Raw genomic sequence first — 14,679 nt, 5'->3', positions numbered from 1 at the left:
TGAAGTATTGTTGTCCCCATCCAAAAAACGTCAGAAGCCTTGAACCGTTTCGGCGGTTGTTCAGTGATAGAGGGTGTCATGGGTAACGAAAGCATCAATTGGGACAAGCTGGGTTTTGACTACATCAAGACAGACAAGCGCTATCTGTCGCACTGGCGTAATGGCGAGTGGGACAAAGGCACCCTGACCGAAGACAACGTGCTGCACATCAGCGAAGGCTCCACTGCCCTTCACTATGGCCAGCAGTGCTTCGAAGGCCTGAAGGCCTACCGTTGCAAGGACGGCTCGATCAACCTGTTCCGCCCGGACCAGAACGCCGCACGCATGCAACGCAGCTGCGCGCGCCTGCTGATGCCGCTGGTGTCCACCGAGCAGTTCATCGAAGCGTGCAAGGAAGTGGTTCGTGCCAACGAGCGTTTCATCCCGCCTTACGGCACCGGCGGCGCGCTGTACCTGCGTCCGTTCGTGATCGGCGTGGGTGACAACATCGGCGTGCGTACCGCACCCGAGTTCATCTTCTCGATCTTCTGCATCCCGGTCGGCGCTTACTTCAAGGGTGGCCTGACCCCGCACAACTTCCTGATCTCCAGCTACGACCGTGCCGCGCCACAAGGCACCGGCGCAGCCAAGGTCGGTGGCAACTACGCCGCCAGCCTGATGCCAGGTTCCCAGGCCAAGAAAGCGCATTTCGCCGACTGCATTTACCTGGACCCGATGACCCACACCAAGATCGAAGAAGTCGGTTCGGCCAACTTCTTCGGGATCACCCACGACAACAAGTTCGTGACCCCGAACTCGCCGTCGGTGCTGCCGGGCATCACCCGCCTGTCGTTGATCGAACTGGCCAAGACACGTCTGGGCCTGGAAGTGGTTGAAGGTGATGTGTTCATCGACAAGCTGTCCGACTTCAAAGAAGCCGGCGCTTGCGGCACTGCAGCCGTGATCACCCCGATCGGCGGCATCAGCTACAACGATCACCTGCATGTGTTCCACAGCGAAACCGAAGTCGGCCCGGTCACCCAGAAGCTCTACAAAGAGCTGACGGGCGTACAGACTGGCGAGATCGAAGCGCCAGCAGGCTGGATCGTCAAGGTTTGATCTGACATCCGCGGCATCGAAGCCCTCCATTGCCTTGGCGATGGGGGGCTTTTTTATGAGCCTTGCTTGCGCTCGGCATCTGCCAGAACGATGCGCTTGCCCTCCCTGCCCCTGATCCCGCTGGCCTGTCCATCCTGTTGCTTGCCGGTCCGGGCCTGAGTGATCAACCCCGGAATCAGCGCACCTTCAGGCAGGTTCTTCCAGAATCGCGCCGGTAAATGCCCCTGCATGACTTTCGGGTTCAGCCGTGCCGGATTGAAGATATGGCTGTAGTAGGTCAACCACATATCGCCATGGGGATCATCGATGTTCTGCGCCAGTTGCTGCCATTCAACCGGGCACTGGCGATGGTGAATCAACTGCTCGCCATCGTAGTAAACCCCGTCCCGGGGTGTAGCGATCAACCAGCGATGGCGGCCCATTCGGCCGATGAAGTGTTCGCTGGCGCTGTGCAGGATGTCGTGGGCCGGCTCGTACCAGGCAGCGAAGTGCGGCCCCTCGCTTTCCGGCAGCGCGACAAACCGCACGAATGCATGTAAATGATGAGATTCACGCTGTATCTGTTTGATTCTTCTCTGTAATTCACTGCCAAGCTGATCGCCCGCCATCATCGCGGTGCGATCTCCATGGCTGACACGCCACAACACCTCGTACAACAAACTCCAGCGCTGATCGCCGCGATAACGGGCCGCGCGCTCAAGGGTGTCGAGCAACGTCCGCGGGATTCGCGCCTGAAATGGCCCCTGTGTTTCAGGCAGCGATTCGTCGCTGGCAAACAGATCGGCCACGCCTTCACTGGCCCAACTTACCCGACTGGGATCAACCTCGTGACTCAGCAGCCAGCGTGCCTGCTGGCGCCAGATGTCGAACAGGTCGTCGCAATCCAGATTGATCATCCCCACAACCCCATTTGCTGCGGTTGCGGCCGGTCACGCAATTGCTGGTACAGCAGATGACTGGTGACCTCGGCCTGCTGCGGGTGGTAGTCACTGGTGATGAAAAACGGTTTGGCCTTGGCCAGTACGCAGCGCATTCGGGCCAGGTCCTCATAGCGAATACGTCGTTGTTGACGCAGTTCCACCAAGCGCTCGGTGGTGCGCAGGCCGATACCGGGAATACGGGCGATCAACGACGCCTCGGCGCGATTGAGGTCCAGCGGGAAAACGTCTCGATTTTCCAACGCCCACGCCAGTTTCGGGTCGATGTCCAACGCCAGGTGCCCCGGGCCTTTGAACAATTCGCCAGCGGTGAAACCGTAACTGCGTAACAGGAAATCCGCCTGATACAAGCGATGCTCACGCATCAACGGCGGCGCTGCCAGGGGCACACTCTTGGGGCTGTTCGGGATCGGGCTGAACGCCGAGTAATAGACCCGGCGCAATCGGTAGTTGCCGTAAAGCGTCTGCGCACTGTGGAGAATGGTGCTGTCGTCGGTGTCATCGGCGCCAACGATCATCTGTGTGCTCTGCCCGGCCGGGGCGAATTTCGGCGCACGCGGCTCATTGAGGACGGTTTGCTCGCCGGTGTAGATGGTCTGCATGGCTTGCTTGATCGAGCCGAGCTGTTTCTCCGGGGCGAGGGTTTGCAGGCTGGCATCGGTGGGCAATTCGATGTTGACGCTCAGGCGATCGGCATAGCGCCCCGCTTCCTCGATCAGCGCCGGATCGGCTTCGGGAATGGTCTTGAGGTGAATATATCCTCTGAATTCATGGACTTCGCGCAACAACTTCGCAACACGGATTAACTGCTCCATGGTGTAGTCCGCCGAGCGAATGATCCCGGAACTGAGAAACAGCCCGCTGACGCAATTACGCCGGTAGAAATCCAGGGTCAGCGTCACCACTTCTTCCGGGGTGAAGCGTGCGCGAGGCACGTCGCTGGAGCGGCGATTGACGCAGTACTGGCAGTCATAGAGACAGAAATTGGTCAACAGCACCTTCAGCAACGACACACAGCGCCCGTCCGGCGTGTAGCTGTGGCAGATGCCCATGCCATCGGTCGAGCCCAACCCGCTCTTGCCTTCAGAGCTGCGCTTCGGCGCACCGCTGCTGGCACAGGATGCGTCGTACTTGGCGGCATCGGCGAGAATGCCGAGCTTGTCGATGAGTTCCATGGGCGGGGCCTTATACTGTTCGGATATACAGTATAGGGTCGACCCCGTGCGCACAAGTCATCAAACGACCCTTGATCGGGTCAGATCAATTCATGAGTCGGCAAAGGCTCGCGTTGTTCACGGCGTTGCTGAACGTCTGGCGTCGGCAACTTCAAGTCGAACCGGGCGCCGATTTCCCTGCGCCCCAACGCCGTCACCGCCAGCGCCCGACTGTCCAGGTCCTGCGTCACCCACTTGCGCTTGATCGCCGTTTGCAGCAACGCCGCCCCCAGCGAACCGCCCAAGTGCGGCCGGCGCATGCTCCAATCCAGGCAGGGACAGGCGAACCGCCGCCGCAAGGTGTTCAGGTCGTTGATCTCAATGCCCAGTCCTGCAAACAACGCTTCGCCACTGTCGCTCAGCCGATAAGCCTGCTCATCGGACTCCAGCAACCAGCCTTTTTCCAGCATTCGGTCATGCAGCAATACAGCCAGTGTGCCGGCCATATGGTCGTAGCACGTACGGGCAAATTGCAGGCGGTCTGGCGTGCGCGGGTTGAAGGTCGGCGCGGGGTTCTGGCCGATCACCATCAACGCTTCCAGCGCCTGGGCCACGCGCTTGTCCGCCAGGCTGTAATAGCGATGGCGCCCCTGAACGTGCAGGCGCACCAGCGCTAGTTCCTTGAGTTTGGCCAGGTGCGCGCTGGCAGTGGAAGCACTGACCTCGGCAATCGCCGCCAGCTCGGTGCTGGTGCGGGCGTGGCCGTCCATCAATGAGCAGAGGATTCTGGTGCGGGCCGGTTCCGCAATCGCGGCGGCCACTTGAGAAACGCCGACGTCGTGCTGTTCTACGTTCATATTTCGTTCCCGGACGAATCAAGGGCCTTTCGGACTGAAGATAGTAGCAACACTTTTTCAACCACGAACAAGGCTGCGACCCATGGACCCGATCATCGCTGCGACTCATGCCGATCCTTATCCTTATTACGCGCAGTTGCGTGCGCAGGGTGGGCTGGTTTTTCACGAAGGACTGCAACTGTGGGTCGCCAGCAGCGCCAAGGCTGTCGCTGCGGTGCTGGCGCATGCGGAGTGTCACGTGCGGCCGACTCATGAGCCCGTACCCAAGGCGATTGCCAGCGGCATGGCCGGCAAGGTCTTCCGGCAATTGATGCGAATGAATGAAGGCGAACGCCAGCGCTGCCCGAGGTCCGCCATTCAACCAGGGCTGACGATGATTGATGAAGATGAGATCACTGCGCTGGTCGGCGCGCGATGGGTCAGCCCGGACGCCGATGGGCTGTACAAGGCGATGTTCCGTGGCCCGGTTTGCGTGGTGGCGGCACTGCTGGGGTTCACGCCGGCGCAGGGTCGGGCCGTCAGTGAACTGACCGCAGATTTCGTCGCATGCCTGTCGCCCCTCAGCGATCAGGCGCAACTGGATGCGGCCCATGCGGCGGCGGAACAGTTGAGCGGCTATTTCATTGAGTTGCTGGATGACCCGGACAATCAAAGCGCCCTGCTCGCCGGTATCCGCCAGCGGTTTGCCGCGACCTCCTCCGACAGCGATGCAATGATCGCCAATCTCATCGGCCTGCTCTCCCAGACCTATGAGGCCACCGCCGGAATGATCGGCAACGCGTTGCTGGCGTTGATTCAAAACCCGCGGTGGCTGAACGATTCGATCAACATCGACGATCTGGTGGCTGAAACCCAGCGCTTCGATCCATCGGTGCAGAACACCCGCCGGTTCGTAGCCGCCCCCTGTGAAATCGAGGGTGTGAGCCTGCAGCCCGGCGATGTGATTCTTGTGCTGCTGGCCTCGGCCAATCGTGACCCGCAGCTCAATGACCAGCCTGACACTTTCATGCTCGAACGTGCGCAGCGTCAAAGTTTCACTTTCGGTGCAGGCCGTCATCAATGTCCGGGCCAGAGGCTGGCCCTGAACATCGCCAGCGCCACGTTGACGCGGATTCTGGCGTTGAAACCCGCACTGGACCGATTGACCTGGCACTACCGCCCTTCCCTCAACGGCCGGATTCCGTTGTTCTCGCAGGACACCCTATTAGTTACATCAGGTTAAAGGTGAAATGACTGGCGATGCGTTTATCACGGAGGACTTTCTCCCTAGAGTCAGTTGGATAACAGTCAGCGAGGCGCCATCGATGCAAACCCAACTGGACAAATCCCTGAGTGCTTTTGCGCGAGCAGACCTCCTGCAAGGCCCGACGCCCATTCAGCGCGCCGAACGTCTCGAACAGCTACTGGGCCTGGTGCCCCGCGGAATCCGCCTGTTTCTCAAGCGCGACGATCATATGTTGCTGGGCGGTGGCGGCAACAAACTGCGCAAACTCGAATTCCACATCGGCGCCGCGCAGCAGGCCGGCGTCGATACGGTCATCACCGTGGGCGGCGTCCAGTCCAACCATGCGCGGCTGACCGCAGCGGTCTGTGCACGCCTGAGCATCGACTGTGAATTGATCCTCACCCGCTCGGTGCCCAAGTCCGAGGTGGATTACGAACTCAACGGCAACGTGCTGCTCGATCAACTGTTTGGTGCCGATCTGCAGGTGTTTGCCGCAGGCACCGATTCGCTCGCGAGGGCCGAGGCCCGGGCCGCACAATTGCGGGACGCAGGGCGCAAGGTGCTGGTGATTTCCATGGGCGGGTCAACACCGCTGGGCAGCCTCGGCTATGCGCGCTGCGCGGCGGAAATCGCACAGCAGGAAGCCGAACTTGGGCTCTCATTCCATCAGGTTGTCGTGCCCAACGGCAGCGCCGGGACCCATGCCGGACTTGCCGCCGGGTTCCAGTTGCTGGGCCGAGGCGCATCGATCGTCAAATCCTGGTCGGTGCTATCGGATCGGGACTCATCAGCGACGAGAACGCTGAAATTGACGCAGGACATCGTGACGTTACTGGGCAGCAACGCCCTCGTAAGGTCCGAGGACATCGTGATCGACGGCAGTCAGTTGGGCGAGGGATACGGCCTGCCGACTCCCGCCATGCGAGACGCCGTACGCCTGATGGCTCGCGCGGAAGGTCTGTTGATCGACCCGGTGTACTCCGGCAAAGCGTTTGCCGGCCTGGTGGCCGATCTGCAGCAAGGTCGTTTCCGCGACGGCGACAACGTGCTGTTCGTGATGACCGGCGGGACGCCAGGGTTGTATGCCTACCGCGAAACGTTTCAGGATTAAAAACCGATTCTCAAACAATACGGAAAGTCTTAATGACTGCAAAAGCAGTCAATAAGACTCTTCGTTGATCTAGTCAAAACAACAACACCCATCGTGTACCCCACAGCCAGCAAGGCTTTTGCCATTGGCCCGTTTTTTGAAGTCGTTCTCGCGCGCTCGATCGGCCTGCGAACGCACCAACCAGAAAACAGGCTGCCCATGAGTAAAAGGATTGCTGCATGCACAATGAATTTCAGAATCGCCTGGCGGTGGTCACCGGCGCGAGCTCCGGCATTGGCCTGGCCGTCACCGAACGCCTGCTGGATCAGGGCGCTCGCGTATTGGCAATGTCACGCCAGCTCGGTGAACTGGCTGGATTGGCGGAACGCTTCAACGACCAGTTGGCCTGGGTCGATGGCGATGTGACCCGCCCGGAGGATCTCGCCCGGTTAGCCGATCGCGCCGAAGCCTTGGGGCCGGTGGATTTCGTGGTCCCCAATGCTGGCATCGCGCAACTGGCCGGAGGCCTTGATGTTTCGGCCTTCGACCGACAATGGGCAGTGAACGGTGCGGGGGCGCTGAATACCTTGGCGTGCCTGCGCAGCCATCTTGCAGAGTCCGCTTCAGTGGTGTTCATCGGTACGTTCCTGGCCGGAGTCACCTTTCCTGGGCTGGCCGCTTACATCGCCTCCAAGGCAGCCCTGATCGCCCATGCAAGAACCCTGGCGGTTGAGCTGGCGCCTCACGGAATCCGCATCAACACCGTCTCGCCCGGTCCAACGGCCACGCCGATCTGGTCGACCCTGGGACTCAAGACCGAAGAACTGGGCGAGGTCGCCACCGCGGTCAACCTGAGGCTGCTCGACGGGAAATTCCTGGAAGCCGGCGCGGTAGCGGACGTGATCCTGTTCCAGCTGAGTCGCGGCGCCCGCAACGTGTACGGGCAGGACTGGGTCGTCGACAGTGGCTACACGCTGGGATAAGGCGTTTCAGCTGATGCGGTGATCAATCATCCCGCGTCAGCACTTCCAGCAATTCAATCTCGAAAATCAGGTTCGAATTCGGCGTGATCTTGCCCATGGTGCGCTCGCCATAGGCCAGGTGCGCCGGCACCAGCAACTTGCGCTTGCCGCCGACCTGCATGCCCATGATGCCCTGATCCCAGCCCTTGATGACCCGCCCCGTGCCAATCACACACTGGAAAGGCATGCCTCGGCTGTAGGAAGAATCGAATTCGGTGCCGTCTTCCAGCCAGCCGCGATACTGGGTGGTGATCAGGGCGCCTTTGACGGCAGCTTTGCCGTCGCCCGGTTCGATGTCGATTATTTGCAGTTCGTCGTTCATGCTTCTACTCGTTTACGGTCGCCCGGTCCGGGGCGCGGACGGAGGTTTTCGCAGAATTCGGCGCCGAAGGCAATCCATGGAACCGAAGCCCTTGGTCCCCGTTCACATGAGTATCGACCTCGTGCTCAGTAAAGGATGCTCTGATGACCGATCAACGATCACTGCGCAGTTTCATTCCGCCCTACATTCTCAATCGAATCATCGCCCACGGCTCCGAGCGTCAGCGCTCCAGCGCGATGGTCACGTTGACCCACGTGCGCACACTTCGGCACACGCCGGGTATGCCGCTGCCTTCTGCTGCGGCGACGATCCTGCCCGCCCCGGCTCAACCCGGCCAGGTCCAGCGCAGCATTCATGATGCCCAAGGAAAAATGCTGCTGCCAGGCATGCCCGCGCGTCTTGAAGGTCAGCCGGCGACTGGCGATCCTGCGGTTGACGAGGCTTACGATGCAATGGGCGCCAGTCATGATTTTTTCTGGAAGGTGCTGGGCCGCGACTCCATCGACAATCAGGGTTTTGCGCTGATCGGCAGCGTGCATTACGGCGTGGCATACGAAAATGCATTCTGGAACGGCGCGCAGATGGTCTTCGGGGATGGCGACGGCGAGATCTTCGAGCGTTTCACTCGCTCGCTGGATGTGATCGGGCACGAACTGACCCACGGCGTGATCGAAAGCGAAGCCGGTCTGGTCTACGCCAACCAGTCCGGGGCATTGAACGAGTCGATATCGGATGTCTTCGGCGTGTTGATCAAGCAACGTGTGCTGGGTCAGACGGCTGCGGAGGCGGACTGGCTGATCGGCGCTGACTTGCTGACGCCGCGCATCCAGGGCGTCGGTCTGCGCTCGATGGCTCATCCAGGCACTGCTTACGACGACCCGCTGCTCGGCAAGGACCCCCAACCGGACCATATGCGCAAGTTCGTCATCACCCAGGAAGACAATGGCGGCGTGCACATCAATTCCGGCATTCCCAACCGGGCGTTTTATCTGGTGGCGCAAGCCCTGGGCGGCTTTGCCTGGGATAAGGCCGGGCGCATCTGGTACGACACGCTGTGCGATAAACGTTTGGGCAGTGACGCGTCATTCGAGCAGTTCGCGCAACTGACCGTTGCCCACGCTCGCCACCGTTTCGGCATCGACGAAGCCCGTGCGGTAACGCAAGGATGGGTCGAGGTGGGTGTCAAACCGAGTCAGGAGGGTTCATGAAAACGCTGCCAGTATTGGGCGATGAAGCCGTCGTTCGTCTTTCCCGCCAGGGCGGTTTCGCGATGCTCCACGCGTTGACCCGCCCTCGTGAAATCGAGTTCGCGCAGTGCAATCTCGATCAGCGCACGCGTATTTGCACGTTGCTGGAGGGTTGCCTGCCACTGACCCGCGAGTCTTCCGGTCAGGGCGATCAGCGCTTCTATCAAATCGAAGTGCGCTACCGCCTCAATGAGCAGGACGACCGGCTGGTGCTGAAAGTGCCCGAGGATCAGGCGCCGGGGGAACTGGTGCACTTGTGGGACAAAGGAGAAGTTCTTTAGGGCTGCAAGTGCCATAGCGCAGGCGTGTGAACTACCATAAGCACACTTTCCGTGATGATGGCTCGCCATGATGGCAACCCCTGAATGAACTTCGTCTGGACCCACGCAGCCCTAGGCACGATGGTGATTGCCCTGATCATCGTGCTGATTTGCCGCGAGCGCTTGCTGCGCAAGCAGCTGGCCGAACATCGGGCGCTGATTGCCAGCCTGTCCGAACGGCAGACTATCTACCAGGACAGCGACGCCGAACGCTTCAAGCGCAGCCAGTATTTCGCCCGTATCGGCACCTGGGACTGGGACGTCGACACTGACCGGCTCTACTGGTCTGACGCGATCTACGGCATGTTCGGCTTCAAGATCGGCGAAGTAACGCCCTCCTACGCCCTGTTCTGCACCTGCGTGCACCCGGACGACCGGGTCAAGGTGCGGGCTGGCGAGCTGCGCTGCCTGGAAACCGGCGAGAATCATGACGAGGAATACCGGGTTATCTGGCCCGACGGCACCATTCGCTGGCTGCGCGAAACCGGCAACGTGGTGAAGAACGATCACGATGAAACGATCAAGATGATGGGTGTGGTCCGCGACATCACCGAAGAAAAAGCCTCCGCCAGCTATTTGCAGCACCTGGCTCATTTCGACCCGTTGACCGGCCTGCCCAACCGGCTGGTGCTCGAGGAGCGTCTGTCCGAGGCGCTGGAACAGGCCCGAATCACCGCCACCCGAGTGGCGCTGGTGTTCGTCGACCTCAACGGTTTCAAGGCCATCAACGACCGTTACGGCCATGCCGCCGGTGACCGCGTCCTCGTCACCACCGCCACACGCCTGAAGAAAATCCTGCGCTCAACCGACACCGTCGCCCGCATCGGCGGCGACGAGTTCGTGGTCATCCTCCAGGGCCTGCCCCAAGGGAGCAGTCTGCAAGACGAAGCCCGCAGCATCTGCCAGAAGATCTTCGTCGAACTGTCACCGCCGGTGGCGATTGGCAATGACCAACGCCACATCGGCACCAGCCTGGGCGTCGCGGTGTTCCCGGACCATGCGCCGAGCATGGATCGGTTGATTCACATTGCCGATCTGGCGATGTATGAGGCCAAGCGCAGCGGGAATAATCAGTATCGGTTGGGTGAGCAGACGTTGAGCCATAGTCGGGTGGAGTGAAGGGTAAAAAACATTCCTCCAGGTTGAGAGTGGAATACGCAACCACGCGCCATTCATACAATCATCGCCAATCGGGCTGACGCCCGCCGTCGCAGCCTTTATCCTTGTGCCCCCCGCCGTACCGAGTTCTGGAGTTTCCCCATGCCCCATGAAGGCAACCTGTTGCAAGCCGCTGTCGTGTTTCTGCTCGCGGCGGTGCTTACCGTTCCTTTGGCCAAGCGCCTGCAATTGGGGGCGGTGCTGGGCTATCTGTTTGCCGGCGTGATTATCGGTCCGTCGGTGCTGGGCCTGATCGGCAACCCACAAAGCGTCAGTCATATTTCCGAACTCGGCGTGGTGTTGCTGCTGTTCATCATTGGTCTTGAGTTGTCGCCACGGCGCTTGTGGGTGATGCGCAAGTCGGTGTTTGGCGTCGGTCTGGCGCAGGTATTGCTGACCGGGTCGGTGATTGGCGTGTTGGCGTTGTTCGTGTTTGGCCAGCCGTTGAACAGCGCGATTGTGCTCGGCCTGGGCCTGGCCTTGTCGTCCACGGCGTTTGGCTTGCAAAGCCTGGCTGAGCGCAAGGAACTGACCAGCCCCCATGGGCGACTGGCGTTTGCGATTCTGTTGTTCCAGGACATCGCGGCGATCCCGCTGATTGCCATGGTGCCGCTGTTGGCGGGCGGCGATCACACCAGCACTGGTGCCGCGGACTTGAACCACGGTTTGCGGGTATTGGGTAGCATCGCCGTGGTGGTGATCGGCGGACGTTATCTGCTGCGGCCGGTGTTCCGTGTGGTGGCCCGCACCGGTTTGCCGGAGGTTTCCACCGCCACCGCGTTGCTGGTGGTGATTGGCACGGCGTGGCTGATGGACCTGGTCGGCGTGTCCATGGCATTGGGCGCGTTCCTCGCCGGTTTGCTGCTGGCAGACTCTGAGTATCGTCACGAACTGGAAGCGCAGATCGAACCTTTCAAGGGTCTGCTGCTGGGGCTGTTTTTCATCAGCGTCGGCATGGGTGCGAACCTGAGTTTGCTGCTCAGCGCGCCGATCACGGTGCTGGGGCTGACGCTGCTGCTGATCGCCATCAAGCTGCCGCTGCTGTTTGTGGTGGGTCGACTGGCCGGTGGTTTGGGCAAGGTCAGTGCGATTCGCCTCGGCATCGTGCTCGCCGCCGGCGGTGAGTTCGCGTTCGTGGTGTTCAAGATCGGCCGGGATCAGGGCTTGTTCGAGCCGCACCTCTACGACCTGCTGGTGCTGACGATCACGCTGTCGATGGCCGTGACGCCGATATTGCTGCTGATGTGCGCTCGACTGGTCAGCCCGAAAGTGCAGCCGGTGGTGGTGCCGGAGAAATTCCGCGAGATCGACACCGATAAACCCCGCGTGGTGATCGCCGGCATGGGCCGGATGGGGCAGATCGTCGCCCGTATCCTGCGTGCGCAGAACATCAAGTTCGTGGCCCTCGACACCTCGGTGGAAACCATCGAGCTGTCGCGCAGTTTCGGCGGCGTGCCGGTGTTCTATGGCGACCCGATGCGCCCGGAAATCCTCAGCGCGGCCAAGGTCGAGCAGGCAGAGTATTTCATCATCGCCACCGATGACCCGGACACCAACATCAAGACCGCCGAGGTAGTGCACCGGCTGTATCCACACATCAAGATCATCGCCCGCGCCCGTAACCGTCAGCACGTGCATCGGTTGGTGGACCTGGGGGCCGAGGCGATTCGGGAAACCTATTATTCGAGCCTGGAAATGAGCCGGCGCACGTTGGTAGGACTGGGGCTGACCCAGGCTCAGGCCGACGCGCGGATCAAGCGCTTCAAGCATCACGATGAACAGGTGCTGGAAGCGCAGCATGCGGTGTATGACGATGCGGCGAAGGTGTTGCAGACCGCGCAGGAAGCACGTGCGGAACTGGCGAAGCTGTTTGAGTCGGATCAGCTGGAAGAAGAATCCAGTAAGAATTGAGGTGAATGGGAGGACCCCTTCGCGGGCAAGCCTCGCTCCCACAGGGTTCCCGGGTGTACGCAAAATCGGAGACATCCCGAATCATTGTGGGAGCGGGCTTGCCCGCGATGAACGATAACGCGGTGCGTCTGGATAAATACTAATTTCAAAGGATCCCACAATGGCTGCCGATCAACCCGCCCCCGCCCTCAAGGAAATCTTCAACGCCGAGCGCCTCAAGCACATCGCCACGGAGATGACCGCGGTCTACCCCGAGTTCAACGCCAGGGCCTTCCTGAAAATGGCCAACGAGGGGCTCGCCGAGTTGTCGATCATGCAGCGCATGGCCCGGGTCAGCGAGTGCCTGCACGCGGTTCTGCCGTTGAGTTATGAAGCCTCGCTCGAGGTGCTGCGCGCCCTCGCCCCGCGCCTGAACAGCGGCTTCGTCAGCATTTCGCTGCCGCATTACGTCGCGACCTACGGCGGCCACGCGTTCGAACACTCCATGGACGCGCTCAAATACTTCACCACCTTCGGTTCCGCTGAATTCGCGATCCGCTATTTCCTGCGCAGTGACTTCGAGCGCTGTTTGGCGGTGATGCACGAGTGGTCGCTGGATGACAACGAACACGTACGGCGTCTGGCCAGCGAAGGCTGCCGTCCGCGCCTGCCCTGGTCATTTCGACTGGAAAAGATCCAGGCCGACCCGACCCTCGCCGCCGCCATCCTCGACAACCTCAAGGCCGACGACAGCCTCTATGTGCGCAAGTCGGTGGCCAACCACCTCAACGACATCACCAAGGACCATCCCGAATGGGTGCTTGACCTGATCGAAGGCTGGTCGCTGGAAAACAGGCACACCGCGTGGATCGCCAGGCACGCCCTGCGCAGCCTGATCAAACAGGGCAACCAGCGGGCATTGGCGATCATGGGTGCGGGCGGCAAGCCTGAAGTCGAGATCATTGATGTGAAAGTCGAACCGGCGGTGATTGCATTGGGGGAGAAAATCGCCTTGTCCTTTACCGTCAAATCCACGGTCGAGAACAGCCAGCGACTGGTGATCGACTACGCCATCGACTACGTAAAAGCCAATGGCAGCACCTCGGCGAAGGTCTTCAAGCTCAAGGCGCTGACGTTGCCCGGCCACGCCACCGCCCTGCTCAGCCGTGGTCAGCACATCAAGGAACTCACCACCCGCAAACATTACGCCGGCAAACATGCAGTGCACGTGATGATCAACGGCGAACGGCTGGCCAGCACCGAGTTCGAAATCCTTCCTTGAAACACGGTCCGCTGTAGGAGCGAAGCTTGCTCGCGAAGAACGATAACGCGGTGTGCCTGGCCTGACGCCTTCGCGAGCAAGCTCTGCTCCTACAGGGGATCCGGGCCTAGCAGTAGATGTTGCTCGCGTTCACACAACTCCACCACGTAATCCCACAACACCCGTAGCCGCACGGATTTGTGCAGCTCGCGGCGGGTGCTGATCCAGTAGCTGCGCTGGATGCTTTCATCCGGCAACAACGGCACCAGTTCTGGATCGGCACTGGCCATGTAGCACGGCAACACCGCGATCCCCAGGCCCGAGCGCGCCGCCTGTTGCTGGGCGATGACGCTGGTGCTGTGGAAGACCACCTGCGGGTTGCGGCAGAAACTGTTAAGGAACATCAGTTCCTGGCTGAAGAGCAAATCGTCGACATAACCGATCCACGCATGACGACCGAGGTCTTCGCGGCTGCGCAGCGGTGGTGCGCTGTCGAGATAGGCCTGGCTGGCATACAGCGCCAGGCGATAGTCGGTGAGTTTACGCGTGACCAGCATGTCGGCGGACGGGCGCTCCAGATGGATGCTGATCTCGGCTTCGCGGTTGAGAATGCTGACAAACCGTGGCACCGCCACCAGTTCAACTTCGAGCCCCGGATAGCGTTCGAACAGCCCGTTCATGCGACTGGCGAGGAACATGATGCCCAGCCCTTCCGTCACGCCGACGCGAATCTTGCCCAGCGGCGCCGTCGATTGGGTGATCTCTTCCTGAGCCAGCAGCGCAACGTTTTCCATCGCCTCGGCGTGTTTGAGCAACGCTTCGCCGGCCGGGGTCATCTCGTAGCCCTGGGCGTGCTGGACGAACAGCGCCGTGCCGAGGCTCTTTTCGATGGCCTCGATATGCCGGGCCACCGTGGCGTGGGTGGTGTTCAAACGGCGGGCGGCCGTGAGCAAACGCCCGCTGCGTTGCAATTCGAGAAAAAACCGCAGGTCATTCCAGTCGAACATGAACCGTCCTTAGGGCTACGCTGTTTGAAAACGCACAGCGGCTGCGCAAAAACTAACATTCTTTTAACGAAAGCTAACAACTAGGATGAC

14 protein-coding genes are annotated in these 14,679 nt (G+C 60.7%); 9 read left to right on the top strand and 5 right to left on the bottom strand.

Features of this window, described 5'->3' with window-relative positions; all coding sequences use genetic code 11:
- Window positions 1-78: 78 nt before the first annotated feature.
- Window positions 79-1,098 carry a branched-chain amino acid aminotransferase gene (locus J2Y86_RS01510; RefSeq protein ID WP_253427580.1) on the top strand — a complete coding sequence of 340 codons (1,020 nt, stop codon included), beginning with the start codon at window positions 79-81 and terminating at the stop codon, window positions 1,096-1,098.
- A 53-nt stretch (window positions 1,099-1,151) separates the two neighbouring features.
- Here J2Y86_RS01510 and J2Y86_RS01505 read toward each other — a convergent pair whose 3' ends face one another.
- From J2Y86_RS01505 to J2Y86_RS01495, 3 genes are all read right to left on the bottom strand, one after another.
- A complete protein-coding gene (locus J2Y86_RS01505) occupies window positions 1,152-1,994 on the bottom strand; it encodes a TIGR03915 family putative DNA repair protein (RefSeq protein WP_253427579.1) in 843 nt (280 codons plus the stop codon).
- Window positions 1,991-3,211, bottom strand: a complete 1,221-nt coding sequence (locus tag J2Y86_RS01500; RefSeq protein ID WP_253427578.1) for a putative DNA modification/repair radical SAM protein — start codon at window positions 3,209-3,211, stop codon at window positions 1,991-1,993. Before J2Y86_RS01500 ends, J2Y86_RS01505 begins: the two co-directional genes overlap by 4 nt.
- Before the next feature lie 80 nt (window positions 3,212-3,291).
- Window positions 3,292-4,047 (bottom strand): ArsR/SmtB family transcription factor, encoded by a 756-nt coding sequence (locus tag J2Y86_RS01495; protein ID WP_253427577.1) that lies wholly within the window; start codon window positions 4,045-4,047, stop codon window positions 3,292-3,294.
- Window positions 4,048-4,129: 82 nt separating this feature from the next.
- Between J2Y86_RS01495 and J2Y86_RS01490 the strand changes: the two genes are divergently transcribed.
- The 3 genes from J2Y86_RS01490 (at window position 4,130) to J2Y86_RS01480 (ending at window position 7,345) form a co-directional block, all read left to right on the top strand.
- Entirely contained in the window at window positions 4,130-5,269 is a 1,140-nt protein-coding gene (locus J2Y86_RS01490; protein ID WP_253427576.1) for a cytochrome P450, read from the top strand.
- An 82-nt stretch (window positions 5,270-5,351) separates the two neighbouring features.
- Window positions 5,352-6,383, top strand: coding sequence for a D-cysteine desulfhydrase family protein (locus tag J2Y86_RS01485; protein WP_253427575.1), 1,032 nt, complete (start codon window positions 5,352-5,354; stop codon window positions 6,381-6,383).
- A gap of 218 nt (window positions 6,384-6,601) precedes the next feature.
- Window positions 6,602-7,345 carry an SDR family NAD(P)-dependent oxidoreductase gene (locus J2Y86_RS01480; protein ID WP_253427573.1) on the top strand — a complete coding sequence of 248 codons (744 nt, stop codon included), beginning with the start codon at window positions 6,602-6,604 and terminating at the stop codon, window positions 7,343-7,345.
- 22 nt (window positions 7,346-7,367) lie between these two features.
- On the opposite strand, the gene J2Y86_RS01475 is transcribed toward J2Y86_RS01480, so the two are convergent.
- On the bottom strand, window positions 7,368-7,706 hold the full coding sequence (locus tag J2Y86_RS01475; protein ID WP_253427571.1) for an FKBP-type peptidyl-prolyl cis-trans isomerase: 339 nt from the start codon (window positions 7,704-7,706) through the stop codon (window positions 7,368-7,370).
- Between the two features lie 143 nt (window positions 7,707-7,849).
- On the opposite strand from J2Y86_RS01475, the gene J2Y86_RS01470 reads away from it, so the two are divergent.
- The 5 genes from J2Y86_RS01470 (at window position 7,850) to J2Y86_RS01450 (ending at window position 13,603) form a co-directional block, all read left to right on the top strand.
- Window positions 7,850-8,914 carry a M4 family metallopeptidase gene (locus tag J2Y86_RS01470; RefSeq protein WP_253427569.1) on the top strand — a complete coding sequence of 355 codons (1,065 nt, stop codon included), beginning with the start codon at window positions 7,850-7,852 and terminating at the stop codon, window positions 8,912-8,914.
- Window positions 8,911-9,234: a protealysin inhibitor emfourin gene (locus J2Y86_RS01465; RefSeq protein WP_253427567.1), complete on the top strand. Its 324-nt coding sequence runs from the start codon at window positions 8,911-8,913 to the stop codon at window positions 9,232-9,234. The genes J2Y86_RS01470 and J2Y86_RS01465 overlap by 4 nt, the downstream gene beginning before the upstream one ends.
- Window positions 9,235-9,318: 84 nt before the next feature.
- Window positions 9,319-10,392, top strand: a complete 1,074-nt coding sequence (locus tag J2Y86_RS01460) for a sensor domain-containing diguanylate cyclase (RefSeq protein ID WP_253427565.1) — start codon at window positions 9,319-9,321, stop codon at window positions 10,390-10,392.
- Between the two features lie 141 nt (window positions 10,393-10,533).
- Window positions 10,534-12,342 (top strand): monovalent cation:proton antiporter-2 (CPA2) family protein, encoded by a 1,809-nt coding sequence (locus J2Y86_RS01455; protein WP_253427563.1) that lies wholly within the window; start codon window positions 10,534-10,536, stop codon window positions 12,340-12,342.
- A gap of 160 nt (window positions 12,343-12,502) precedes the next feature.
- Window positions 12,503-13,603 (top strand): DNA alkylation repair protein, encoded by a 1,101-nt coding sequence (locus tag J2Y86_RS01450; protein WP_253427561.1) that lies wholly within the window; start codon window positions 12,503-12,505, stop codon window positions 13,601-13,603.
- A gap of 89 nt (window positions 13,604-13,692) precedes the next feature.
- On the opposite strand, the gene J2Y86_RS01445 is transcribed toward J2Y86_RS01450, so the two are convergent.
- Window positions 13,693-14,589: a LysR family transcriptional regulator gene (locus J2Y86_RS01445; protein WP_253427559.1), complete on the bottom strand. Its 897-nt coding sequence runs from the start codon at window positions 14,587-14,589 to the stop codon at window positions 13,693-13,695.
- Window positions 14,590-14,679 lie beyond the last annotated feature (90 nt).

It is taken from the genome of Pseudomonas migulae, assembly GCF_024169315.1.
GTDB lineage: Bacteria > Pseudomonadota > Gammaproteobacteria > Pseudomonadales > Pseudomonadaceae > Aquipseudomonas > Aquipseudomonas migulae_B.
The sequence above is the reverse complement of the archived record's forward strand: the minus strand, read 5'-3'. Positions and strand labels throughout refer to the sequence as shown.

Excerpts from the sequence above, each read along its gene's own strand:
- J2Y86_RS01510 (WP_253427580.1), top strand. The coding sequence starts at position 79 with ATGGGTAACGAAAGCATCAATTGGGACAAGCTGGGTTTTGACTACATC.
- J2Y86_RS01505 (WP_253427579.1), bottom strand. The coding sequence starts at position 1,994 with ATGATCAATCTGGATTGCGACGACCTGTTCGACATCTGGCGCCAGCAG.
- J2Y86_RS01500 (WP_253427578.1), bottom strand. The coding sequence starts at position 3,211 with ATGGAACTCATCGACAAGCTCGGCATTCTCGCCGATGCCGCCAAGTAC.
- J2Y86_RS01495 (WP_253427577.1), bottom strand. The coding sequence starts at position 4,047 with ATGAACGTAGAACAGCACGACGTCGGCGTTTCTCAAGTGGCCGCCGCG.
- J2Y86_RS01490 (WP_253427576.1), top strand. The coding sequence starts at position 4,130 with ATGGACCCGATCATCGCTGCGACTCATGCCGATCCTTATCCTTATTAC.
- J2Y86_RS01485 (WP_253427575.1), top strand. The coding sequence starts at position 5,352 with ATGCAAACCCAACTGGACAAATCCCTGAGTGCTTTTGCGCGAGCAGAC.
- J2Y86_RS01480 (WP_253427573.1), top strand. The coding sequence starts at position 6,602 with ATGCACAATGAATTTCAGAATCGCCTGGCGGTGGTCACCGGCGCGAGC.
- J2Y86_RS01475 (WP_253427571.1), bottom strand. The coding sequence starts at position 7,706 with ATGAACGACGAACTGCAAATAATCGACATCGAACCGGGCGACGGCAAA.
- J2Y86_RS01470 (WP_253427569.1), top strand. The coding sequence starts at position 7,850 with ATGACCGATCAACGATCACTGCGCAGTTTCATTCCGCCCTACATTCTC.
- J2Y86_RS01465 (WP_253427567.1), top strand. The coding sequence starts at position 8,911 with ATGAAAACGCTGCCAGTATTGGGCGATGAAGCCGTCGTTCGTCTTTCC.
- J2Y86_RS01460 (WP_253427565.1), top strand. The coding sequence starts at position 9,319 with ATGAACTTCGTCTGGACCCACGCAGCCCTAGGCACGATGGTGATTGCC.
- J2Y86_RS01455 (WP_253427563.1), top strand. The coding sequence starts at position 10,534 with ATGCCCCATGAAGGCAACCTGTTGCAAGCCGCTGTCGTGTTTCTGCTC.
- J2Y86_RS01450 (WP_253427561.1), top strand. The coding sequence starts at position 12,503 with ATGGCTGCCGATCAACCCGCCCCCGCCCTCAAGGAAATCTTCAACGCC.
- J2Y86_RS01445 (WP_253427559.1), bottom strand. The coding sequence starts at position 14,589 with ATGTTCGACTGGAATGACCTGCGGTTTTTTCTCGAATTGCAACGCAGC.